The sequence below is a fragment of the Embleya sp. NPDC020630 genome, from assembly GCF_044334985.1.
Classification (GTDB): Bacteria; Actinomycetota; Actinomycetes; order Streptomycetales; family Streptomycetaceae; genus Embleya.
This window is the reverse complement of sequence record NZ_JBIRUB010000001.1, coordinates 705,541-729,734: the sequence shown is the minus strand read 5'-3', so window position 1 is coordinate 729,734 and position 24,194 is coordinate 705,541. Positions and strand designations below refer to the sequence as shown.

General features: G+C 71.1%; 18 protein-coding genes. 12 read left to right on the top strand and 6 right to left on the bottom strand.

Translation table 11 applies throughout. The features are described 5' to 3' along the window. Window positions 1-183: 183 nt before the first annotated feature. Entirely contained in the window at window positions 184-1,755 is a 1,572-nt protein-coding gene (locus ACH4XV_RS03005) for a helix-turn-helix domain-containing protein (RefSeq protein ID WP_395786512.1), read from the top strand. On the opposite strand, the gene ACH4XV_RS03000 is transcribed toward ACH4XV_RS03005, so the two are convergent. The 3 genes from ACH4XV_RS03000 to ACH4XV_RS02990 all read right to left on the bottom strand — a co-directional run bounded on the left by ACH4XV_RS03000 (window position 1,740) and on the right by ACH4XV_RS02990 (window position 5,669). Continuing rightward, window positions 1,740-3,332, bottom strand: coding sequence for a serine hydrolase domain-containing protein (locus ACH4XV_RS03000; RefSeq protein WP_395786511.1), 1,593 nt, complete (start codon window positions 3,330-3,332; stop codon window positions 1,740-1,742). The two genes, ACH4XV_RS03005 and ACH4XV_RS03000, sit on opposite strands and share 16 nt — an antisense overlap. Then, entirely contained in the window at window positions 3,332-4,825 is a 1,494-nt protein-coding gene (locus tag ACH4XV_RS02995; RefSeq protein ID WP_395786510.1) for an APC family permease, read from the bottom strand. The genes ACH4XV_RS03000 and ACH4XV_RS02995 overlap by 1 nt, the downstream gene beginning before the upstream one ends. A gap of 220 nt (window positions 4,826-5,045) precedes the next feature. Next, window positions 5,046-5,669 carry an RraA family protein gene (locus tag ACH4XV_RS02990; RefSeq protein ID WP_395786509.1) on the bottom strand — a complete coding sequence of 208 codons (624 nt, stop codon included), beginning with the start codon at window positions 5,667-5,669 and terminating at the stop codon, window positions 5,046-5,048. A 190-nt stretch (window positions 5,670-5,859) separates the two neighbouring features. On the opposite strand from ACH4XV_RS02990, the gene ACH4XV_RS02985 reads away from it, so the two are divergent. Then, window positions 5,860-6,555 carry an HNH endonuclease family protein gene (locus tag ACH4XV_RS02985; RefSeq protein ID WP_395786508.1) on the top strand — a complete coding sequence of 232 codons (696 nt, stop codon included), beginning with the start codon at window positions 5,860-5,862 and terminating at the stop codon, window positions 6,553-6,555. Window positions 6,556-6,868: 313 nt separating this feature from the next. On the opposite strand, the gene ACH4XV_RS02980 is transcribed toward ACH4XV_RS02985, so the two are convergent. Next, the gene (locus ACH4XV_RS02980; RefSeq protein WP_379997906.1) at window positions 6,869-7,354 is read right to left on the bottom strand and encodes a GbsR/MarR family transcriptional regulator; all 486 of its coding nucleotides are present in this window, start codon (window positions 7,352-7,354) and stop codon (window positions 6,869-6,871) included. A 117-nt stretch (window positions 7,355-7,471) separates the two neighbouring features. Here ACH4XV_RS02980 and ACH4XV_RS02975 point away from each other — a divergent pair, with 117 nt between their 5' ends. Together ACH4XV_RS02975 and ACH4XV_RS02970 are read left to right on the top strand one after the other, a co-directional pair. Next, on the top strand, window positions 7,472-8,383 hold the full coding sequence (locus ACH4XV_RS02975; protein WP_395786507.1) for an ATP-binding cassette domain-containing protein: 912 nt from the start codon (window positions 7,472-7,474) through the stop codon (window positions 8,381-8,383). Further along, the gene (locus tag ACH4XV_RS02970) at window positions 8,380-10,026 is read left to right on the top strand and encodes an ABC transporter permease (protein ID WP_395786506.1); all 1,647 of its coding nucleotides are present in this window, start codon (window positions 8,380-8,382) and stop codon (window positions 10,024-10,026) included. Before ACH4XV_RS02975 ends, ACH4XV_RS02970 begins: the two co-directional genes overlap by 4 nt. A gap of 37 nt (window positions 10,027-10,063) precedes the next feature. Here the strand turns inward: ACH4XV_RS02970 and ACH4XV_RS02965 are convergent, their stop codons facing one another. Continuing rightward, a complete protein-coding gene (locus ACH4XV_RS02965; protein WP_395786505.1) occupies window positions 10,064-11,530 on the bottom strand; it encodes a sugar porter family MFS transporter in 1,467 nt (488 codons plus the stop codon). A gap of 473 nt (window positions 11,531-12,003) precedes the next feature. Here ACH4XV_RS02965 and ACH4XV_RS02960 point away from each other — a divergent pair, with 473 nt between their 5' ends. The 8 genes from ACH4XV_RS02960 (at window position 12,004) to ACH4XV_RS02925 (ending at window position 23,303) form a co-directional block, all read left to right on the top strand. Next, entirely contained in the window at window positions 12,004-14,352 is a 2,349-nt protein-coding gene (locus ACH4XV_RS02960) for a M4 family metallopeptidase (RefSeq protein WP_395786504.1), read from the top strand. A gap of 316 nt (window positions 14,353-14,668) precedes the next feature. Beyond that, the gene (locus ACH4XV_RS02955) at window positions 14,669-15,880 is read left to right on the top strand and encodes an ROK family protein (protein ID WP_395786503.1); all 1,212 of its coding nucleotides are present in this window, start codon (window positions 14,669-14,671) and stop codon (window positions 15,878-15,880) included. Window positions 15,881-16,215: 335 nt separating this feature from the next. Then, on the top strand, window positions 16,216-17,505 hold the full coding sequence (locus tag ACH4XV_RS02950; protein ID WP_395787045.1) for an ABC transporter substrate-binding protein: 1,290 nt from the start codon (window positions 16,216-16,218) through the stop codon (window positions 17,503-17,505). Window positions 17,506-17,509: 4 nt separating this feature from the next. Next, complete coding sequence (locus tag ACH4XV_RS02945) at window positions 17,510-18,475, top strand: carbohydrate ABC transporter permease (protein ID WP_379997920.1); 966 nt, start codon at window positions 17,510-17,512, stop codon at window positions 18,473-18,475. Between the two features lie 114 nt (window positions 18,476-18,589). Next, window positions 18,590-19,495 carry a carbohydrate ABC transporter permease gene (locus tag ACH4XV_RS02940; RefSeq protein WP_379997922.1) on the top strand — a complete coding sequence of 302 codons (906 nt, stop codon included), beginning with the start codon at window positions 18,590-18,592 and terminating at the stop codon, window positions 19,493-19,495. Continuing rightward, complete coding sequence (locus ACH4XV_RS02935; protein WP_395786502.1) at window positions 19,492-20,778, top strand: 6-phospho-beta-glucosidase; 1,287 nt, start codon at window positions 19,492-19,494, stop codon at window positions 20,776-20,778. Before ACH4XV_RS02940 ends, ACH4XV_RS02935 begins: the two co-directional genes overlap by 4 nt. Beyond that, window positions 20,766-21,800: an N-acetylglucosamine kinase gene (locus tag ACH4XV_RS02930; protein ID WP_395786501.1), complete on the top strand. Its 1,035-nt coding sequence runs from the start codon at window positions 20,766-20,768 to the stop codon at window positions 21,798-21,800. Before ACH4XV_RS02935 ends, ACH4XV_RS02930 begins: the two co-directional genes overlap by 13 nt. 303 nt (window positions 21,801-22,103) lie before the next feature. Continuing rightward, entirely contained in the window at window positions 22,104-23,303 is a 1,200-nt protein-coding gene (locus tag ACH4XV_RS02925) for an MFS transporter (protein ID WP_379997929.1), read from the top strand. A gap of 13 nt (window positions 23,304-23,316) precedes the next feature. Here the strand turns inward: ACH4XV_RS02925 and ACH4XV_RS02920 are convergent, their stop codons facing one another. Beyond that, entirely contained in the window at window positions 23,317-24,153 is an 837-nt protein-coding gene (locus ACH4XV_RS02920) for a Gfo/Idh/MocA family protein (protein WP_395786500.1), read from the bottom strand. Window positions 24,154-24,194 lie beyond the last annotated feature (41 nt).

The window sequence follows — 24,194 nt, the reverse complement described above, 5'->3', positions numbered from 1 at the left end:
CGGTGATCCGTGTGCCTGTGATCCGTCCCGCTCTCCCGCCATGCTCGCGCTCCGACCACTGTGGATCATCGTTGACATCGTCAATGCGGGTCTCCCAGACTTGACGCCCACCACAGTCCGTCGAGTCGGGGGTGCACCATGCGGGAGTCCGCCGTTCGGGGGTCCCTGCCCGTCCGTCAGCTCGTGGACAACATCGGTCCGGCGCTGCTGCGCCTGGTTCAGGAGGGGACCGGCAGCGGCGGACCGCTCACCGACGTCGCCATCCATGCCCCGGGCGCGCCGACACGGCTCGGACCCGGGTGCGTGGTCCTGGGGGTCGGCGTGACCACGGAAACCGAGTTGCGTGAGCTGACCGCGGCCATGCGGGAGGCCGGCGCGGAGGTGCTGGCAGTAAAGGCTCCGGTGCCGCCGTCGCCCGACGACACGACGGCGATCATCGAGGTCAACCGGGACGCGTCCTGGATGCACGTGGCGACGACGGTGCGCGAGCAGCTGCTCGCGGATGCGAGGACACGCGTGCGGTCGGCCGACAGCGGCGCGGAGCTGTTCGCCCTGGCGAACGCCATCTACGAAGCCGTCGGTGCCCCGGTCACCATCGAGGACCGTTTCTCCGCACTGGTCGCCTGGTCGCGCGGGCAGGACCGGACCGACTCCGAGCGAATCGAGACCATCCTGGGGCGGGCCGTGCATCAGCGCACGCTCGCCGAACAGCGCGCGCGCCAGGAGTTCGAGCGGCTCCATGCCGGCACCGAACCGGTGTACATGGAGGCGACCGGAGCGGATCAGCTGGCAAGGGTGGCGATCGCGGTCCGGGCCGGTTCGGACGTCCTCGGCTACATCTGGGCCGCCGTCACCGGGCCGCTCGACGAGGAGGCCACGGCCCGGTTGCGCGAATTCGCGCCCGTGGTCGCCCTGCAACTGGTGGGTCTGCGCACGGAGACCGGCTACGCCCGCCGCCAGCGCGGCGAGCTGGCCGCCGCGGTACTCGGCGGGGCGGCCGATCCGGTGGAGGCGAGCCGGCTGCAGCTGGGCTCCGGCCCCGTCTGTGTCCTGGCCGCGGCCCCGAAACTCGCCGGAGGTACGGGCTCCGACGCGCCGGCCGCCGCCGCGCTGCGCCGGTTCGCCGACACGCTGGAGTACTTTCTGGCGGCGGTGCACCCCCGTTCAGCCGTGGTAACGGGCACGGGAGTGGTGTACGTACTGGCCGCCTGGCCCGCGGAACATGCCACGGCCCCGGAGTCGGCCGTCGCCCTGGCTCGCGACTTCCTGGCGCGGACCCCACTGGCCGGTGACTATGTGGTCGCCGTCGGCGGCCCGGCCGAATCCATGGGCCGGATCGCCGACGTACGGGCGCAGGCGGACGCCGCGTTGCGGGCGCTGCGGCACCCGGCCGTGCGCGGACCGGTCGTACGCACCGTGGAGGACATGGCGCTGGCGGTGCTGCTACTGCACCTCGCCGACGCTACCGAGGCGCTGGGCCTGCCGGAGGCCGGCGGCGCGCTGCGGCGGCTGCGCCGGGAGGAGGGCCGCGATGGTCCGCTGACGGCGACCCTGGCCGCCTACCTCGCCGCCGCGGGAGCCACCGATACCGCGGCCGAGGCCCTGCACATCCACCCCAACACCATGCGATATCGGCTGCGCCGTATCCGCGAGGTCTCCGGCCTCGACTTCGCCGATGCCGACGCCATGCTGCTCGCGCACCTCCAACTCCGGGTGCGCGAGCTGCGGACGAGCGCTTCTCACGGCTCCGGCTGATCCCGGAACGAGCGCGTGTAGCGGCACCCGTCCACGTCGACCCAGAGCACCGCGCCGTCCGGGGCGGGGCCGGCCGTCAGGCGCTCCGGCAGGCGGGGATCGGCTCCGACGCGGAACGTCTCGTCGTCGAGCGGGACGAGTTCCGGTTCGTCGTAGGGCGCTTCCACGCCGGTCGCGGCGATCATGTGCAGGCGTCCCGCCCGCTGCACGATCTCGAATGCGGGATACCAGGGGGTGTAGCTCCGGTAGTGACCCGCGAGTGCGTGCGGTGGGGCGATCGGCGCGGAGGGACCGGGGCCCAGTGACTCGGGTCCGTAGAGCCAGCGTCCGTCCCAGGAGTGGTGGTAGGCGGACCACCCCGGGTGGTCGCACACCAGTCGCCCGTCGCCCGCGTCGTACAGCCTGCCGGTCACCCCCTCCGAAGTGAGCGAGAGGCGGCCGTCCCCCGCGGACTCGACGCGGATCCCACGCGGCCCCGTTCCGTGGACCCCGACATAGCGCCGGGCGTCGGGGATCCGCTCCGGATCGAACAGCGCCGGGTCCGCCGGGGCCCCCTGGACGACGGCGAGCACATGGCGGGCGAAGCGGCTGATGATCTGACATTCGCCGGGGGCGTTGGTCAGCACGGCGACACCGTGCCCGCCGTCGATGTCGACGGCGAGATACGAGCGGTATCCGACCATTCCGCCGGCGTGCGTCAGCCAGGTGTGGCCGTCGATCGTTTCCACGCCCACGCCGCACGCGTAGTCGGGACCGACCGTGTCGGCAGGCATCGTGAGGAGCTGTCGGAAACGCTCGGGCCCGACGACCGTCGTGCCGTCCAGGGTGCCCCGGCCCAGCAACATGCGGGCGAACCGGCCCAGGTCGGAAGCGGTCGCCAGGACGTTCCCATCGGCCGACGCGTACTCGAAGAAGCCGGCCGGCGCGAGTGGGGCCGACGGCAGCGGCGGGCGGTCGTCGCGCAGGAACCGGTACCCGGTGGCGAGTTCGGCGATCTCCTCGTACACGATCCGCGCCGCCGAGTCGCGCATGCCCAGGGGCCGCAGCAGCCGTTCGGTCATGGCGTCGGCCGTCGACTGCCCCGTCACCTGCTCGACGATCAACCCCAGCAGGTTGTAGCCCTCGTTGGAGTAGTGGAATATCTCACCCGGTTCGACCCAGGTCCTCGCATCGCGCAGCGCGTAGCCGCGGGCGGCGGCATCGGGCAGCGCGTCGGCCCCGGCCACCAGGCCGGAGGTGTGCTGTAGGAGGTGCCGGACGGTGATCGCGCGAGAACCGCCGTTCGGGGCGAACCAGGGCAGGTGATCGGCAACCGCCGCATCGAGGTCCACCTTCCCCTCGTCCGCCAATATGCCGAGCAGGAAGGCGGTGAAGGTCTTGCTGATGGACCCGATCTCGAAGCGCGTGCGACGCGAGATCGGCGCCCCGGACTCCGCGTTCGCGAACCCCGCGGTGACGAAAGCCGACTCGCCGGTCCCATCGACGACGCTGATCGCGATTCCCGGCACCGGCCACCGGGTCCGCAACTGCTCCGCCAGCCCCGAAAGCACTTGTTGCACGTCCGGTTTCACATCCATCACACACTCGCTTTCCGAGAACCGAATCCCGCGAAACGGTCCGGACCCAGCTCGACCCGGGAGGAGTCGATCTCGGCGTCCGGCCGATCGCCTTTGACGAAACGTCGGCACAGTGGGTACAGCAGCACGGCCAGCAGCGCCACCACGACACTCGTACCGAACGTCGCGGGCTCGTCGACCGCCGTACTCCATGCCAGGTACACGATCATCGCCGCCGGCAGCGCGACGACCAGGACCGCACCGGGCCATCCACCGGGGACCCGAACCGGCCGGAGCATCTGCGGATACCGCCAGCGCAGGACCAGGAAGGCCGCGAATTCCAGCAGGATCGAGGCCAGGGTGAGCAGCACCGTGGCCCGCAGGATCGAGCCGAAGTCGACGGCGGCGAGCACGATGACGACGATGGTGCTCGCCAGCAGCGCACCCACGGGCGTGTCGAACCGTCTGCTGTCCCGGGCCATCCAGCGCGGCAGGTACGCGTCCGCGGCGAGCGCCCGCGGGACCCGGGTGCTGGTCAGCAGGATCGCCGTGAACAGCCCTACCAGGGAGAGCGCCGATCCCAGGGAGATCAGCACCTTCAGCCAGATTCCGCCCAGGGCGTCGCCGACCACGACGAAATCGCCCTGGACCCAGTCGGCGGGCGAATCCCGGTGCAGCCCGCTGCCGATGGCGGCGACGGTGGGCAGCAGGTAGGCGGTGATGATCAGCGGAACCGAGATGAGCAGGGCCCGGGTGTAGGTCCGGTGCGCGTCGGCGACCTCGCCCAACACGGTGCTCGGGCCGTCGAAGCCGAGGTAGAGCCACACGATGACGCCGAGCGCGCCGGCTACCGACGAGTGCAGGCTCTGACCCGGCACCGTGAAGGGCGAGAGCACGTTGATCCCGTTGCCGACCGCATGCCGGATGCCGAGGACCGTCAGCACCGCGAACGGTGTGAGGATCACCAGCATCATCCCGACCGAGTACTCGCTCACCGCCTTCGAGCCTCGGTAGTTCAGGTACGCCATCGGGAGGATGAGGGCGACGGTGACGATCCAGTGCAGGTCCACGACGAAACCGCCGTGGAACAGGTCCACGATCACCAGGCCCTCCCCGCGGGCGATGTCCGGAACCCACGTGGCCAGGTAGTCGACCAGCAGGATCGGGTAGAGGGCGAGGTTGAGCACCGACCCGATCGAATTCCAGGCCCCGAACACGAATGCCGCACCTCTGCCGAGCGCGATCTTCGTCCAGTGGTAGTAACCGCCGTCGACCGGTATCGCGGCACTCAGCTCCGCTGCCACCAGCGCGTTCGGCACGCCGAAGACCAGCGGCACCAGGGCGATCATCAACAGGGTCATGCCCGGACCGGCGCCGGCGAGTGAGTTTTCGAGCCCGAAGGGGCCGCCGGACACCGTGAAGAAGAAGATTCCGACCAGGGGCAGTACGCCGAGCGTGCGTCTGCTCGCCGCGGGCGCCGACCGCGTGATTTCCGACGGTATCCGTTCGCTCATCCTGGGCTCCACTCTCCATTCGCGCTGGTCGGCACAACGTACGAGGGAGCACCGGGGCCGTCCTCGTCGCGCCCGTCAAAGCCGCGACCCCTGGGTTGTCGCCGCCACCAACGCCGAGCCGATCCACCCGGAAGACGACGAAACCCCGGGTGACGAGGTCATCCGGGGCTGCTGCGGCCCGACCGCCGGCTACGACTGGAGACGGCCGGCCGCCACGTGGTCAGTCGGTCGGCTGGTTGGCCGTGAGCAGGGCGTCGATTCGAGCGCGGTGGGCTGTCTCCCAGTCGGTCGGGGTTTCGGCGGCTTCCTTGGCCGATTTGTGTTGGGCGTCGTGGAGTACCTGCGCTCGGCGTGCGCTCGGGACGACCACGATGCCCTCCTCGTCGGCGACCACGATGTCGCCGGGGTCCACGTCGACGCCGCCGCAGCGCACCCGGGCGTTGAGCGGTGTCACGGCCGCCTTCGTACCGGGGATGGGGATCACGCCCCGGGCGAACACGGGGAAGCCCATCTCCCTTACCTCCGCCAGGTCCCGGATCACCCCGTCGGCCACGAATGCCGCGATCCCGCGCCGGCGCGCGACGGCGCATACGTTGCCGCCCGCCAAGGCGTAGTCCACGTCGCCGGATTCGACCACGACGATCGAGCCGGGCTCGGCGCGATGGATGGCCGCGTGCAGCATGAGGTTGTCCCCCGGCGGACACCGCACGGTGAACGCGGGGCCGGCGACGCGCGGCGTCGGGCCCCACAGCGGCCGGATCCCGATGTCCATCACCTGCGCGCGTCCGAGCAGGTCGGCGAGGGTGGTCGGCGATATGTCCGCGAATCCGGCACCGTCGTTCATCGGCTCATCCTTTGTTCGCATCGGGCGACGAGACGGCGCGACACTACCGAACAGGCCATCCGCTCCTGCCGGTTGCACTCTTTCGAGTGGCCCGATCCGCGTCGTCGCCGATCCCGTCCCGTCAGTCGCTACAACAGGACCGCGAACCTGATCACGACGACTCCGGGGCGACACGATGACGATGACTCAGATGACGAGGACGAGGGCCACTGGGCGCCGGATGGCTTCCCTGGTGGTGGCGGCAACGAGCGTCGGCGCACTGCTCTTCACGCCGGGCACGGCTGTGGCGGCGCCGGCCGCGGGGGCGGCGGCGTCGGCCACGCGCCTTCCGCTGCACGACGCGATCGCCAATCTTCGGGTCGCGGAGGAGGATCGTTCCGGCTATGACCGCGCGGCGTTCCGGCACTGGATCGACGCGGACAAGAACGGTTGCACGACGCGCGCGGAGGTATTGATCGACGAGGCCGTGCTTCCGCCCGAGATCGGCGCCAAGTGCGCTCTTGCCGGAGGGCGTTGGTATTCCTACTACGAAGATGCCTACGTCGACGGCGCGGCCGGGCTGGACATCGACCACATGGTGCCGTTGGCCGAGGCGTGGGACTCGGGCGCGTCCGCGTGGACCTCGAAGCAGCGTGAGGCGTATGCCAACGACCTCGACCAGCCTCGGGCGTTGGTGGCCGTGACGGCGAAGTACAACCGCTCCAAGGCCGATCAGGATCCGAGCACGTGGCTGCCACCGTATGAGGGGGCGCGCTGTACGTACCTCACGGACTGGGTGATCGTGAAGACCAAGTACGACTTGGCGGTCGACCCGACCGAGCTCGACACGCTCCAGCGGCTGGGCGCGCAGTGCCCCAACGTGCCGATCGAGCCTGGCACGCCCTGAGGGTCCTCAAGCGCCGGACGGGCTGAATTGCGTTCGGCGCACCAAGCTGCCGTTCGCGGATGCCCGCGCAGGCGTCCTCAAACGCCGGACCGGCTGAGATGGGCTGCGCACCCGGATGCCGTTTAGGGGTGCCTGCGTGGGCGTCCTCAAACGCCGGACCGGCTGAGATGGATTGTGTTCGGCGGAACAAGCTGCCGTTCGCGAGAACTTGCGTCGGCGGGCTCGGGGGCGGGGCGGCTGGGATGGGCTGGGTTCAGCCGTCCAGGCTGCCCGTCGCGCGGGCTTGCCCGCGTGGGCTCGGGGGTGGGCGGGGCTATCTGGCGGAGCGGGCTCGCCAGCGTTGCATGACTCCGACGAATTCTTCCTGGAGGAAGGCGAAGAAGTCGGCGGATTCCAAGGCTCGGGCGCCTGCCGGGGTGTCCGGGCCCAGGGTTTGGGCGCCGTCTCGCAGGATTGTCTCGAAGCGGCTCAGGAGTTTGTCGCGCTCTCCGTAGGTCTCGTACCAGAGTTCGTCGTGCAGGCAGTAGCGGTCCCGGCGCGAACCCGGCTCGCGTTCGCGGTGGACCATGCGCACCTGGGTGAGGTAGCCGATCGCCGAGGACACCGCCGCCGGGCTGATCCGCAGCGACTCGGCGAGTTCGGCCGAGGTCATGCTCGCCGAGTCGGCCGCGAGGAGGGCGGCGAACACGCGCGCGCCCATCCGCTGCATGCCGGCATCCGTCAGCTCGCCCGCGAAGCGCTCGACGTAGCGTGCGACGGCCGCCTCGTCCCGCTTCGCCACCGACTCTTCTTCTCGCATCCGGCTCACCTTACGACCACCCTCCGGGCACCCACGAAGCACGCTGCCGCTTCGTCTTCATGATTCTTGACTTTTCTTAACTTCACAACTTTCTGAAGGACGCGTATGTTCTGAAACATGAACACGGCGATCAGCGTCTCCGGTCTGCACAAGTCCTTCGGGCGCACGCACGCCCTCGACGGCCTGGATCTCGAGGTCGCGACCGGCGAGGTACACGGGTTCCTCGGCCCCAACGGCGCCGGCAAGTCCACGACCATCCGCGTCCTCCTCGGCCTGATCCGCGCCGACCGGGGCGACGTCACCCTCCTCGGCGGCGACCCGTGGCGCGACGCGGTGGCCCTGCATCGCCGCGTCGCCTATGTACCCGGCGACGTCACCCTCTGGCGCAACCTCAGCGGCGGCGAGGTGATCGACCTGTACGGCCGGCTGCGCGGCGGCCTGGACCCGGCCCGGCGCGCCGACCTGCTGGACCGGTTCGAACTCGACCCGACCAAGAAGGGCCGCGCCTACTCGAAGGGCAACCGGCAAAAGGTGGCCCTGGTCGCCGCGTTCGCCTCCGACGTGGACGTCCTGATACTGGACGAGCCCACCTCCGGCCTGGACCCGCTGATGGAGGAGGTCTTCCGCACCTGCGTCGCCGAGGAACGAGACCGCGGCCGCACCGTGCTGCTGTCCAGCCACATCCTGGCCGAGGTCGAGGCGCTGTGCGATCGGGTCAGCATCATCCGCAACGGACGCACCGTCGAGTCCGGTTCGCTGGCCGACCTGCGCCACCTGAGCCGGACCACCGTACGCGTCCAACTCACCGGCCCGGCCGACGGTCTGGCCGACCTCCCGGGCGTGCACGACCTGCGCGGCGACTGCGATCACACCGTGCTCGAGGTGGACAACGAGCACCTGAACCCGGTGCTGCGCCGGCTGGCCGAGATCGGCGTACGCGGCCTGACCAGCAGCCCGCCCACCCTGGAGGAGCTGTTCCTGCGCCACTACCGCACCGAGGACACCCGGCCCGTGGCGGTGTCCCGATGACCGCCACCGCCATCACCCCCGCCCGCACCGCGTCGGCTCGCCACCTCGCCGGCACTCCCGCCCTCGTCCGCCTCGCCCTGCGCCGCGACCGCGTGTTGATCCCGGTCTGGGTGGTGGCCCTGGTCGGCACCCTCTTCAGCACCGAACGCTCCCTCGAAAAGCTGTACGACACCGCCGCCGAACGCGCCGACGTCGCACACGACATGAACGCCAACGGCTCCTTCAGGGCCCTGTACGGCGCGGTCTACGCCGACTCCTACGGCGCCCTCACCGTCTGGCGCGTCGGCGCCACCGTCGCCCTCCTCGCCGGCCTGATGAGCCTGCTCGTGGTGATCCGGCACACCCGCGACGAGGAGGAGACGGGTCGCCAGGAGGCCCTGTCCGCCGCGATGGTCGGCCGCAGGGCACCCCTGACCGCGGCCCTGGTCGGCGCCGCCCTGGCCAACCTCGCGCTGCTGCTCATGTGTACCGCCGTCCTGCGCGGCGCCGGCCAATCCACCGCCGGCTCCCTCGCGTTCGGCACCGCCGTGGCGCTGACCGGCATGGTCTTCGCCGGCATCGCGGCGGTGTCCGCGCAGCTGACCGAGAACACCCGCCTCGCCCGCGGCATCGCCGTCGCCGTCCTGGGCGTCGCCTTCGTCCTGCGCGCGGCGGGCGACGCGGCCCGGCCCGCGGCCGACGGAGGCAGCCATCCACTCGTGTGGGTGACCCCCCTCGGCTGGGCCGAAAACGTCCGCCCCTTCGCCGGCGACCGCTGGTGGGCCCTGCTCCCCTCCGCCGCCCTCGCCACCGGGTGCGCCGTGCTCGCGTACGCCCTCGCCGGTCGGCGCGACATCGGCGCCGGCTTCATCCGCCCACGCCCCGGACCGGCCCACGCCCCCGCGTCGTTGGCCGGCGCATACGGCCTGGCCTGGCGCCTCCAACGCGGCACCGTCGCGGCCTGGGCGATCGGCCTCGCCTTCGGCGGCGCGGTGTTCGGCGGCATCGCCGACGGCGCCAAGGACATCGTCGGCGACAACGACGGCACCCGTGACCTGGTCCGCCGCATGGGCGGCCACGTCGACCTGACCGACGCGTTCCTGTCCACCCTGATCGGCCTGCTCGGCCTGATCTGCGTGGTGTTCGCGGCCGGTGCGATCCTGCGCCTGCGCGACGAGGAGACCGCCGCCCGGGCCGAACCGCTGCTCGCCAACGCGGTCGGCCGACTGCGCTGGGCCGGCGGACACCTGGTGGTCGCCTACCTCGGCACGGCCGCCGTCCTGGCCGCCGGCGGCCTCGCGATGGGCCTGTCGTACGGGATCACCGTGGGGGATGTTTCCGGCCAACTCCCCCGCGTCCTGCTCGCCACCCTGGCCCAGACGCCCGCCGTGTGGGTGATGACCGGCCTGGCCGTCCTGATCGTCGGCGCCCTGCCCCGCCTCACCCCGGCGGTCTGGGGCCTGGTCGGCCTGGTGATCGCGCTCGGCTGGCTCGGCCCGGCCCTGAAGTTGCCGCAGTCGCTCCTGGACGTATCACCGTTCGCCCACCTGCCGAAGCTGCCCGGCGCCGACGTCACCGCCACGCCGTACGCCTACCTGCTCACCCTCGCCGCCATCCTGCCCATCGCGGGCCTGACCGCCCTCCGCCACCGCGACCTCGGCTGAACCCCCGGGGCAACCACCTCCCCGACCGCCCCCACCCTCACCCCATCTCCTCCAACGTCTTGCCCTTCGTCTCCGGCACGAACTTCACCACGAACGGAATCGACAACACCGCAAAACACGCGTACATCACATACGTGGCCGACAAATTCCAGTCCGACAACGTCGGAAACGACACCGTGATCACCCAGTTCGCGATCCACTGCGCCGACGCCGCCACCCCCAGCGCCGCCGCGCGGATCCGGTTCGGGAACATCTCGCCGAGGAAGACCCACACCACCACGCCCCACGACAGCGCGAAGAACAGCACGAACGAGTGGGCCGCGATCAGCGCGACAGTGCCCTCGGTGTCCGGGAGTTTGATGTTCTTGCCCTTTCCGGTGCGGGCCGAGAAGGCCCACGCGACCAGGCCGAGCGAGATCGCCATGCCCGTCGAACCGACCAGCGCGAGCGGCTTGCGGCCCACCCGGTCGACCAGCGAGATGGCGATGATCGTGCCGATGATGTTGATGATCGAGGTGGTGAACGAGTACAGGAACGAGCTGTTCGGGTCGATGCCCACCGACTGCCACAGCGACGCCGAGTAGTAGAAGATCACGTTGATCCCGACGAGCTGCTGGAACACCGACAGCCCGATGCCGATCCACACGATCGGCAGGAACACGAACCCGCCACCGCCCAGCAAGTCCTTGAACGTGGACTTGTGCTCGCGCCGCATCGCCGCCCGGATCTCCGCCACCCGCGCGTCCAGGTCGACGTGGTCGGACTCCACCTCGGCGAGTACCTTCCGCGCCTGCGCCTCCCGCCCGATCGAAAGCAGGAAGCGCGGCGACTCGGGGATGGTGAAGGTGAACAGGCCGTACAGCACGGCCGGCAGCACCATCACGCCGAGCATCACCTGCCACGCCTCGAGGCCGAAGATCAGCTTGCCGCGCTGGTCGCCGTCGGCCAGGTTGAGGATGCCCCAGTTGACCAACTGCGAGACCGCGATTCCGGTGACGATGGCGGCCTGCTGGAACGAGCCGAGCCGGCCGCGATAGGCCGGCGGGGCGACCTCGGCGATGTACGCCGGACCGATCACCGACGCCATGCCGATCGCCGTACCGCCCAAAACACGCCACAGCGCCAGGTCCCACAGCGCGAACGGCAGCGCGGATCCCACCGCGCTGGCCGCGAACAGCACGGCGGCGATCTGCATCACCCGGATGCGCCCGATCCGGTCGGCGATCCGGCCCGCGATCGCGGCCCCGATCGCACAACCGACCAGCGCGGCGGCGACCACCTGGGCGAGCAGGCTGGAACCCGGCGAGAACTTGCCCCGGATACCCTCGACCGCGCCGTTGATCACCGAACTGTCGTAGCCGAAGAGGAATCCGCCCATGGCGGCGGCGGCCGTGATGAAGATGACGTGGCCGAGGTTCTCCGAATAGCCGCCGCCCGAACCACCGCCCGGGGTCTCGTCGCCACCGCCGCTCGACTGCCCGGTCGTCGCTGTGCTGCCGGCCAACGTCGCCTCCTGGGTCCGTACGTCCGTGCGGGTCGGTGCGCCCCGCGCGGTTCGGTACGCCCCGCCCCGGTCCGGTGCGCCCGTCCGGTCCGGGGCGGTCCGTACGGTGTTCCGGACCCGGCCCGGTTGCCGGATCTTGAGAGTTGCCCGATATTTCGCCGCTAATCATCGGCAGGCGACCGGAAGGCGTCGTCCGCCACCCGGATCCGTCATCCGGATGCATCGCCCGAATCCCTCATCCGACCCGTCGCCCCGACACCTCAACCGGACCGTCGTCCGGGATTCCGTTCCGCCCCGAGCATTTGCCAGAACTAGCCGATCGCCGCCGAGCGCTTCTCCGCCGCCCCACACCCGTGTGAGTGTTTCGCTCGCTCGGGCACGTACCCGGCCTGCACGGTCGCCCGTGTCGCTCCCCAGCGCCGCGGTGCACGTCGGCGACGTGGTCGAGGCATGTCCCCTCCCAAGGAGCCTCGATGAATCGCAGAACGACCACGGCCGGGACCGTCCTCGCCCTGATCGCCGGCCTGGCGATCGGCGCGGTCGGCCCGTCCTCGGCCGGGACCACCGAACCGTCCTCCCCTCCCCCCGCAAGCTCGCAGGACAAGGCGGTATCCGCCGCCGACCGGGCAGTCGCGAACGGTCTGGACGCCCTCGCGAAGGGCCCCGACGAGAAGTTCGAACGACAGCTCGTCACCCCCTGGATCAACGACCTGTACTCGGTCGCGTACCAGCGCACCTACCGCGGCCTGCCGGTCGTCGGCGGCGACGCGGTGGTCATGGCCGACGGTCAGGGCCGGGTCCGCGGAACCCAGGCCGCGACCAGCGCGCAGATATCCGTCCCGACCCGGGCGACCGTGGCCGCCGGCACCGCCGAGGCCACGTCCAAGGCCCAGCTGCCGGTCGTGGACAAGGTCGAATCGCACCGCCTCGTCGTCCACGTCCTGGACGGCAACAGCAACCTGGCGTGGGAAACGGTGGTCACCGGCCGTACCGACACCGCCCCGAGCCGACTGCACGTGTTCGTCGACGCGAGCACCGGCCAGGTCCTCGACAAGGTCGACGACGTCAAGGCCGGCACCGGCAACAGCCAGTGGAACGGCCCCAATCCGCTGACCATCCAGACCAGCGGCTCGGCCGGTTCCTACTCCCTCCGCGACTCCACCCGTCCCGGTCTGAGCTGCGCGGACAACGCCACCGGCCAGGTCTTCACGAAGTCCACCGACTCGTGGGGCAACGGCCAGGCGTCCAGCAAGGAGACCGGCTGCGTCGACGTCATGTGGGCGGCGCAGAACGAGTGGAACATGCTCAAGGACTGGCTGGGTCGCAACGGCCACAACGGCACCGGCGGCAGCTGGCCGGTCAAGGTCGGCATCAGCGACATCAACGCCTTCTGGGACGGCTCGTCCGTCTCGATCGGGCACAACCAGGCAAACCAGTGGATCGGCTCGATGGACGTCGTCGGCCACGAATTCGGCCACGGCATCGACCAGTTCACCCCCGGCGGCACCAGCCGCGAGGCCGGACTCGGCGAGGGCACCGGCGACATCTTCGGCGCGCTGACCGAGGCGTACACCAACGAGCCCACCTCCTTCGACTCGCCGGACTACACCGTCGGCGAGACCGTCAACCTCGTGGGCCAGGGCCCGATCCGCTACATGTACAAGCCGTCCACCAACGGCGACCCCGACTGCTACAGCTCCTCGATCCCGAACACCGAGGTGCACAAGGCGGCCGGCCCGCTGAACCACTGGTTCTACCTGCTCGCCGAGGGCACCGCCCCGGCAGGCAACGGCAAGCCCGGCAGCCCGACCTGCAACAACACCACGCTGGCCGGCGTCGGCATCCAGAACGCGGGCAAGGTCTTCTACGGCGGCATGCTGCTCAAGACCAGCGGCATGACGTACAAGAAGTACCGCACCACGACGCTGACCGCGGCGAAGAGCCTCGACCCGACCTGCGCGCTGTTCAACAAGACCAAGGCCGCGTGGGACGCCGTCAGCCTGCCCGCCCAGACCGGCGACCCGACCTGTGTCGGCAACCCGGACGACTTCTCCCTCTCGCTCAACCCGACCTCGGGCAGCGTGCAGCCCGGCGGTGACGTCACCACCTCCGTCGCCACCGCGACCACGGGCGGCAACGCACAGCAGCTCACCCTGACCACCGGGACCCTGCCCAGCGGCGTGACCGCCGCGTTCACCCCGGGCACCGTCCAGTCGGGCAACAGCGCGTCGCTGAAGTTCACGGCGAGTGCGGGTGCGGCCCAGGGGACGTTCCCGATCACGATCACCGCCACCGGCACCGCCACCACGCACAGCGCGCAGTACCAGCTGACGGTCGGTTCCGGTCCGGGCAACCCCGACTTCTCCCTCTCGCTCAACCCGACCCAGGGCACCGTGACGCCCGGCGGGGACGTCAGCACGTCGCTGACCACGGCGACCCTCAGCGGCACCCCGCAGCAGCTCACGCTGGCCGCCGGGAACCTGCCCAGTGGCGTGACCGCCGTGTTCACGCCCGGCACCGTCCAGTCCGGCGCGTCGTCGTCGCTGAAGTTGTCCGCGAGTTCCGCGGCGACGCCGGGGACGTACACGGTGACGGTCACCGCCACCGGTACCTCCACCACGCACAGCGTGGACTACCGGCTGACGGTCGGCACCGGTCCGGGCAACTGCTCCGCACCCCCGTGGGACGCGAACACCGTCTACGTGGGCGGCAACACGGTCTCGTACCAGGGGCACACCTACCGCGCCAAGTGGTGGACCCAGGGCGAGACCCCCGGAACCACCGGACAGTGGGGGGTGTGGCTCGACCTCGGACCGTGCTGAGGACGCCGGCTCGCGCGGAGTGCGCGCGAAGTCGAGGCCGTCGATGGGTATTTCGGGTCGGTAGTACCCACCGGTAGCACTCGTCCGTAGCTCCACCCACAGTCCTGTTTCTTCGATCGTGCTGCCCGGCAGGCCCGCAGATGGGCCCGCCGGGCAGCCGCACGTCGGGCCCCGCGCCGGCTCCGGCGGACGGACTCCCTTGTCGGGCAAGGCGAACGACCTTGCCGGACACCCTTGACAGTGCCGAGAGAGCGGGCCTAATTTCCTCTACAACTCTTAGGAAGGTTTCCTAACAGTGGCGAAAGGGAGACCGCTCATGGCCGGGAGCACCGAGCGCGGCGCGGCAGCGTCCGGGCGGGAGCAGGCCGGGCGGCCGAGCCTTTTGCGGGCCATCAACGACCGGGCCGCGCTCGAACTCCTCTTGCGGCACGGGCGGCTGTCCCGGGGTCAGATCGGCTCGATGACCGGTTTGTCGAAGCCGACCGCCTCCCAGCTGCTCTCCCGCCTGGAGGCGGCGGGCCTGGTCGTCGGGGTCGGTACCACCGAGGGCGGCCGTGGGCCCGGCGCCCAGCTGTACGAGATCAACCCGGCGGCGGGGCACGTCGCGGGCCTGGACGTCACGCCCGCCCGGATCCGGGTGGCCATCGCCGATCTGACCGGGCGCGTGGTGGGCGAGCACGAACTGGCCACCCCGCGCCGGGAGTCGGCCGATACGCCGGGCCGGATCCGGGAGGCGGTCCGGGCCGCCGCCAAGCCGGCCGGACTCGACCTCGCCGATCTCGCGCACATGGTGATCGGCATCCCGGGCGCGTTCGACCCGACCACCGAGCAGTTCCGCTACGGCCGCCACCTCGCGGGCTGGCACTCCCCCGGGGTGCTGGACCAGATCCGCGAGGTGCTGGGCCTGACGGTGGACGTGGAGAACGACGTCAACCTCGCCGCGCTCGCCGAGCAGCGGGACGGATCGGCCCGCGACGCGGGGGACTTCGTGCTGCTGTGGGTCGACGAGGGAATCGGCTGCGCGATCGTGATCGGCGGCCGACTGCACCGAGGCTCGACCGGCGGCGCGGGCGAGGTCGGCTACATGCCGATGCCCGGCGCGCCGCTGCCGCACGACGTCAGCCGGCGCAACACCGGCGGCTTCCAGCAACTCGCGGGCGCGCCCGCGGTGTTGTCCCTGGCCCGCGCCTACGGCGTGGGCAGTCGTACCGCGCCGCAGGCCGTCGCCCGGGCGGTGCGGGCGACGGAACCGCGCGGCGGCGCCTTCCTCGACGAGCTGGCGAACCGGCTGGCGGTGGGGATCGCGGTGATCGTCTCGGTCCTGGATCCGGGACTCGTCGTGTTGTCGGGGGCCATCCCGATGGCCGGCGGCGAAGCGTTGCGCTCACGTGTGGTGGACGAGTTGCACCGCCTCGCGATCCCGCGCCCACGCGTCGTGCTCGGCGACGTGCCCGCCAACCCCGTACTCACCGGCGCCGTGCACGCGGCGCTCGACGTCGCCCGCGACGTCGTCTTCACCACGACCTGACGCACCACGCACACCCGTAGGCCCGCCCGGTACACCCACCTCGTACACGCACGCCCGTCCTCGTACGCCCATCCCCGTACGCGCACCACCCGACGCCGTCCACCGCCGCGACCCGTCGGCACCCGGGCGTACCCCGCCCCGGGCCCACCCTCGCCCGGGCACACCCCCGTCCAGGCACACCCAGCGCCACCGGCAGCACCCGTACCACCGCCAGGACCACGGCGCCGCTCGTCCCGGCCGCGCCGCCGCCATCTCCGGAGGAGGACCCAGTGCACAGACTCCCACGGCTCCGTCGTTCCCTCACGACCCTCGCGTGCGCCGCCACGCTCGCCCTGATGGCCTCCGCGTGCGCCGGCGACGACGGCGGCTCGGGGTCCGGCACCGGCGCCTCGGAGGCGCCCGACAAGAAGGTCACCATCACCTTCTGGCACGGCTGGAGCGCCGAGAGCGAGACCAAGGCGGTCAAGGACCTGGTCGCCAAGTTCAACGCGTCGCACCCGAACATCACGGTCAAGATCGTCTCCAACGTGACGGACGACAAGATCACCCAGGGCATCCGCTCGGGCAAGGGCCCGGACGTGGTGTCCTCGTTCACCACGGACAACGTCGGCCAGTTCTGTTCGTCCGGCTCGTGGCTCGACCTCGCGCCGTGGCTGGCCCAGTCCAACATCGACCCCGCCACCACCTTCCCGAAGGCGGTGATGGACTACACCCAGTTCCAGGGCAAGCGGTGCGCGCTGCCCCTGCTCGCGGACTCCTACGGGCTCTACTACAACAAGGACATGTTCGCCGCGGCGGGCATCGCGGGGCCGCCGAAGACGATGAGCGAACTCATCGCGACGGCGAAGAAGCTCAACCAGCTCAACGGCGACGGCACCTTCAAGGTCGCGGGCTTCCTGCCCACCTTCCACGCCTACGAGTTCACCCCGGCGCACGTGCTCGCCCAGTACGGTCCGACCTACCAGACGCCCGACGGCAAGTCGGCCCTGTCCAAGGACCCGGGCGTCCCGCAGTTCCTCAACTGGCAGCGGCAATTCGTGGAGAGCCAGGGCGGGTTCGACAAGCTGGAGAAGTTCCGCACCACCTTCGGTGAGGAGTTCTCCGCGGAGAACCCGTTCATGAGCGGCAAGCTCGCGATGACCATGGACGGCGAGTGGCGCACCGCGATGATCGCGAAGGACGCGCCGAACCTGAACTACGGCACCGCGCCGTTCCCGGTCCCGGACGACCAGCTGGACAAGTACGGCCGCAGCTACCTGACCGGCACCACCATCGGCATCGCCAAGTCCAGCCACCACCAGCGCGCCGCCTGGGAGTTCGTCAAGTTCGTGACGACCGACACCGACGCGCTGAACCAGCTCGCCGGGGCGATCCACAACGTGCCGACCACCAACGCCGCGCTGGCCGCGTCGCCGCTGGCGAACGACGAGCACTTCAAGCCGTTTATCGACGCGTTCAAGCACCCCGCGAGCAACACCACGCCCGCCAGCCCCAACGGGGGCAAGTACCAGGTGACCTTCCAGGAGTTCGCGTACAAGTGGGAGGCCGGCGGGGGTGGCGACCCGAGCAAGGGTCTGGCCGATCTGGACAAGCAGATCGACACCGACGTGGCCCAGGTCCAGTGATCCGATGACCACGACCGCCCCCGCGGCGGCGAAGGTCCCGGCGGCGCTGCGCAGGCAGCGCCGCCGGCGGAACCTGCGCACGCTCGCGTTCCTGTCCCCGTGGCTGATCGGCTTCTCGGTCTTCTTCGCGTATCCGCTCGGCGCGACCGTGTACTACTCGTTCACGCGCTACGACCTGATCAACCCGCCCGTGTGGGTGGGCACCCGCAACTGGAACTACGTCTTCAACGACTACCCGGCGCTGTGGCAGGCGTTGCGCAACACGTTGTGGCTGGTCGTGGTGATGGTCACCCTGCGGGTGATCTTCGGGCTCGCTCTGGGCATGCTGGCGATCCGGCTCAAGCGCGGATCCGGGCTGTTCCGCACGCTGTCCTATCTGCCGTATCTGGCGCCGCCGGTGGCCGCCACAATCGGCTTCGCGTTCCTGCTCAACCCCGGTACCGGGCCGGTGAACAACCTGCTCGGCGACGCCGGACTGCCGCAGCCGGGCTGGTTCACCGACCCGGACTGGTCCAAGCCCGCGCTCACCCTGCTCGCCCTGTGGGGCATCGGCGACCTGCTGGTGATCTTCACCGCGTCACTGCTCGACGTGCCGCGCGAGCAGTACGAGGCGGCCGAGTTGGACGGCGTCGGGCCCTGGCAGAAGTTCCGCTACGTCACGTGGCCGGCGATCACGCCGGTGGTGCTGTTCGCGGTGGTCACCGGGGTGATCCAGACGATGCAGTACTACACGCAGGCGATGGTCGCCGGGAAGGTCGCCAGCGGCATCATCGGCAACTCCGGTCAGCCGTTCGAGCCGGGCTATCCGCAGGGCACCACCCTGACGCTGCCGCAACTCGTGTACCAGGAAGGGTTCTCCACCTTCAACACCGGTGCGGCGTGCGTGATCTCGCTGATCCTGTTCGCCATCGCGATGGCGTTCACGTTCGTGCTGCTTCGGCGGCGGTCGGGGTTGTTGGACGACGACTGAGCGCGGCGGCGGCCGGCGCCGCCGAAGGTGCCCGCGACCGCCACGCCCTGCCACGAACCACCCCGCCGAAAACCCGAGTTCGACGATCCACCGTGCCCAGAAGGGATCGGTTACATGGCCCAGACCGTCACGGCCGAGGCGGCCGGCGTCGTGCCGCCGCCCGCGCCCGCCCGGACACCGGCGCAGCCGCATCGGCGCAAGCGTGTACTGAGCTGGATCGGCGTGCACACGCTCGCCGTCACCGCCGTGCTGTTCTTCATCCTTCCGTTCGTGTTCCTGTTCCTGACCTCGGTGATGTCCGACAAACAGGCGCTGACCAGCCATCTGTGGCCCACGTCGTGGGAGTGGGGCAACTACACCGAGGTGATGAAGACCCCCGGCTTCGGCACGTGGTGGCGCAACACGCTGATGTACGCCGGGCTCGGCACCCTGTTCACCGTGGTCTCCAGCCTGCCGGTGGCCTACGCGCTGGCCAAGTTCCGGTTCCGCTTCCGGGGCGTGGCGCTGATGCTGGTGATCTCGTCGATGATGTTGCCGCCCCAGGTGATCGTCATCCCGATGTACATCTTCTGGGCCAAGCAGATGCACCTGACCGGGACGTTGTGGCCGCTGATCATCCCGATGGCCTTCGGCGACGCGTTCACCATCTTCCTGCTCCGCCAGTTCCTGCTCACCATCCCGTCCGAATACCTGGACGCGGCCCGGGTGGACGGGTGCGGCGAGCTGCGCATCCTGATCTCGATCGTGCTGCCGATGATCCGGCCGGCGATCGCGGCGGTGGCGCTGTTCCAGTTCTTCTACTGCTGGAACGACTACTTCGGTCCACAGGTGTACGCCTCGGAGAATCCGGGCGCGTGGACGTTGTCGTACGGCCTGGAGTCGTTCAAGGGCGCGCATCAGGTCAATTGGAATCTCATGATGGCCGCCACCCTCTTGGTGATGGCGCCGGTGATCCTCGTGTTCTTCTTCGCCCAGAAGGCGTTCATCGAGGGCGTGACATTGACGGGAGTAAAGGGTTGAAGCTTGCGGTGGTGGGCGGTGGGTCCACCTACACTCCCGAACTCGCGGACGGCCTCGGCCGGTTGCGCGAGACCCTGCCGGTCGACGAACTCGTGCTCGTGGACCCGGTGGTGGAACGCCTGGAGTCGGTCGGCGCGGTGGTCCGCCGAATCCTGGCCCGCTACGGACACCCGGCCCGGGTGGTGCTGACCGACGACCTGGACGCGGGAGCGGAGGGCGCCGACGCGGTGCTCTTCCAGCTCCGGGTGGGCGGTCAGCAGGCCCGGGCGCAGGACGAGGCGTGGCCGCTGGACTGCGGCTGCGTGGGGCAGGAGACCACGGGGGCGGGCGGCCTGGCCAAGGCGCTGCGCACGGTGCCGGTGGTGCTGGACGCGGCCGAGCGGGTCCGCCGGGTCGCGCCGGACGCGTGGATCGTGGACTTCACCAACCCCGTGGGCATCGTCACCCGGGCACTGCTCGACGCGGGCCATCGCGCGGTGGGGCTGTGCAACGTCGCGATCACCTTCCAGCGGCGGTTCGCCGCGTTGTTGGACGTCGCGCCGGATCGGCTGCGCCTGGACCACGTCGGGCTCAACCACCTGACCTGGGAGCGGGGCATCCACGTGCTGGACGACCTGGGCGCGCCCGGGCCGGACCTGCTGCCGCGCCTGCTGGCCGAGCACGGGGCCACGATCGCGGCGGACATCGAGTTGCCGGTGGATCTGATGTACCGGCAGAACACGGTCCCCTCCTACTACCTGCGCTACTTCTACGCGCACGACGCGGTGGTGTCCGCGCAGCGGCACACCGGTTCGCGGGCCGAGGAGGTGGCCGCGATCGAGCGCGAACTGCTCGAGCTGTACAAGGATCCGACCCTGGACACCAAGCCGGAGCTGTTGGAGCGCCGGGGCGGGGCGTACTACTCGGAGGCGGCGGTGGCGCTGGTCGCCGCGCTGATGGGCAAGGGCGGCGACCAGGCGTCCCGGGTCCAGGTCGCCGACGTGCGCAACAACGGCATCCTGCCGTTTTTGCCGGACGACGCGGTGATCGAGGTGCAGTCCCGGATCGACGCGAACGGGGCGACGCCGCTGCCGGTGGCGCCGGTCGGGCCGTTGCAGGCCGGGCTGATCGCGCATGTCGCGGCGTACGAGGAGTTGGCCCTGGACGCGGCGCTGCGCGGCGGGCGGGACCGGGTGTTCACCGCGTTGTTGGCACACCCGCTGGTCGGGCAGTACGACATCGCCGAGTCGCTCACCGATCGGCTCCTTGCCGCGGGCAAGGAGCACCTTCCGTGGGCGCGGTGACCGGGGGCGCCTCGCCCGGGCCGGCCCCGGCCGTGCTCGCGATCGACGCGGGCAATTCGAAGACCGATGTCGCGGTGGTCGACGCCGACGGTCGGGTCTGGGGCAGGGCGCGCGGGCCGGGCTACAAGCCGTACGTGCTCGGCCACGACGCGGCGGCGGAGGCGGTTGCCGAACTGGTCGAGGAGGTGCTGCGCGCGGCGGCTGGGGTCGGGCCGGTGGAGCATGTCGCGGCCTATCTGGCCAACATCGACCTACCTGTGGAGGAGTTGCGGCTGCGCAAGGAGTTCGAGGATCGGGGGTGGAGCCGCACGGTCACCGTCGGGAACGACACGTTCGCGGTGCTGCGTTCGGGCACGAACGCGCCGCGCGGGGTCGCGGTGGTGTGCGGCGCGGGGATCAACTGCGTGGGCCTGCTGCCGGACGGGCGTACCGCGCGCTTCCCGGCGCTCGGGCGGATGACCGGCGACTGGGGCGGCGGGATCGGCCTGATGGAGGAGGTGATGTGGTCGTCGGTGCGGGCCGAGGACGGTCGGGGGCCGGCGACGGCGCTGGCCGCGGCCACGTCCGAGCACTTCGGTCTGCCGTCGGCGACCGCGGTGGCCGAGGCGGTGCATCTCGGTGAGTTGCCGGCCGAGCGGCTGCACGAACTGGTTCCGTTGTTGTTCCGGGTGGCCGAGGCGGGCGATCCGGTGGCGGGCGAGGTGGTCGAGCGGCAGGCGGCCGAGATCGCGGTACTGGCGGTGACGGCGCTGGGTCGGCTGGACCTGCTGGGCGAGGCGGCCGATGTGGTCCTCGGCGGCGGCGTGCTGGCCGCGGAGCCGCCGCTGTTGATGGCGGCGGTGGCGCGGCGGGTGCTGGAGGTCGCGCCGAGGGCGGTCCTGAAGGTCGCGTCGGACCCCCCGGTGGTGGGTGCGGCCCTGCTCGGGCTCGATCGCCTGCGCGGCGAGGGGCGAGCGCCGGTGGACGAGGGCGGGGCGGCGGAACGACGCCTGCGTGAGGGGTGGTCGGCGGGGGTGGGCTGAGCGGTCGGTGTCGGGGGGGATGGGGCGGGACCGGGGGAGGACGGGGCGGGGGGACGGGGGGACGGGGCGGGGGGACGGGGGTGGACGGTCCGGGTCGGGCCGTCCGGGGGTGGCCGGGGCGTCGGGCGGGCGTCGCACCGGCCGGCTTCGGAGCGCGGGGGCGTGACCGTGCGGCCCGGGTCCGGGTTCTGTGGTCGTTTGGGCATCGAGTGTTCATGTGGATCGCATACGATCCGGGCGGGGCGGGTTCATCCGCGACGGGGCCCACACGATGCGGATGGGGACGACTGTGGGCGATCTCGCGTGATCGACGGCTCCGCGCCGGGGCTGGTCCGCGACCGGGCGACCTGGTCGCTGTACCTGCACATGGCCGCGTTCGGCTACTTCCTGTACTGCTTCGGCCCCTCCGTCACGCTGCTCGGCGACGAACTGGGCGTGAGCAACGCCGTGGCCGCGCTGCACAGTACGGCCTATGCGGCGGCAGGCGTGTTGATCGCCCTGCTCGGCGACCGGCCGATGCGCCGCTTCGGGCGTGGGCGCACGTTGTGGACCGGGTGTGTGGTGCTGTGTCTGGGGGTGCTCGCGTACTGCGCGGCGGATACCCCGGCCGTGTCGTTGAGCGCGGCGCTGCTGTGCGGGTTCGGTGCGTTCCTGGTGGTGAACGTGGCGGGTACGGCGCTGGCCGACCACCACGGCCCGATCGCAGGGCCGAGCGCGCTCAGCGAGGCCAACGGCCTGGCCGCCGGCGTGGGTACGGCCGCCCCGCTGCTGATCGGTGTGATGGACTCCTCCGGCCCCGGCTGGCGCTGGGCCATGGTCGTGGTCCCGGTGCTCTTCGCCGCCCTGGCCCTGGTGTACGGCCGAACCCCGATCCCGGATCCGCACCCGCCGGCCCGCCCGGCACCGGACCACCGGGAGACAGCGACCGAGGACGAACGGCCGCCGGCCCGTGGCCTGCCGGCCGCCTACTGGTGGGCCTGGTTGTTGACGGTGTGCTCGGTGGCGGTGGAGTTCTCGCTGTCGTTGTGGGCCTCCACGCTGTTGCGCGACCGCACCGGGATGTCGGAGAGCGCCGCCGCCACCGCGATGACCGCCGTGGTGGCCGGCCTGTGCCTGGGCCGATTGGCGGGCGGGCGGCTGGTGTTGCGGGTGCCGCTGGATCGGCTGTACGGCGGGGCCGTCGCGGTCAACCTGGTCGGCTTCGTGGTGTTCTGGACGGCCTCGGTGCCGTGGCTCGGCTATACCGGCCTGTTCCTGTCCGGCCTGGGCCTGTCCGTACAGTTCCCCCTCGCCACCGCGACGGCGATCCGCGCGGCGGGCGGCCGCACCGACCTGGCCGTCTCCCGGCTCGCCGGGGCCACCACCCTGGCCGCCGGAGGTGCGCCGTTCCTGCTCGGCGTGGCCACCGACCTGATGCCGGTCCGTACCGCGTTCCTGCTCCTGCCGATCCTGCTCCTGGCCTCGCTGCCCATCCTGCGCCTGGCCACCACCACGCGCCCGTGACGCGGCGGCCCGGTCAGGCCCGCGCCATCGCCGCCGCGTCGACGGCGCACTCCAGGACCGCCCTGCTCCGCGACCACGGCAACGGCGATGCCGCGCCGCCCGCCATGGCCAGGATCGTGCGCATCGTGGCGCGGTAGCCCAGCGCCTCCTGCCAGTCGGGGGCGCCGCCGAGGCGGATGGTATGCACCCCGTCCCCGGTCTGCGCCGCCACCTCGTACACCTCCTCGCCGCCCGCCCCGGACACCTCGATCGTGCCCGGCCGCCCATCCGGCCAGCCGACCAGGATCGTGCCCGTGTCCTCGGAGCGGGTGGCCGGATGCACCAGCACCGACCGGGTCGCCGCCACCGCCCGCGCACCCGGACCGGCCACCGCGTCGAGGAGTTCGGCGCCGTGCAGGCCGAGCGAGACCAGCGTGCCGCCGCCCTCGGTCGGATCGTCCTGCCAGGCCCGCTCCGGTGTCAGGAAGCCGGCGATGTCGTGCCGGACCAACGCCCGCGCCCCGAGCACCCGTTGCCCCACCAGGCGCTCGGCCAGGTCCACCACGGCGGGCGCGAAGCGCAGCACGGACGAGGTCAGGAAGCGCTCCTCGTGCCCCGCCACGGCCCGGTCCAACTCGGCCAACGCCCTCGCCGACGCCGCCGCCGGCTTGTTCACGAAGCAGGGCAGCCCGGCCCGCAACACCCGCGCCACGGTCGCCGCGATCAGGGCCGGCCGCACCGTCACCACCACCGCGTCCGGCCGGCGGGCGATCAATTCGGCAAGCGAGGCGGCCGGCTCACACGCATGCAGTTCCCGAAACGCCGCAAACCGCCCGGGTTCACCACCGTCCCACCCGTCGATCCCACCCACCCCAAGATCCCGAGCCACCCCGGCATCGGTGAACGGATGAC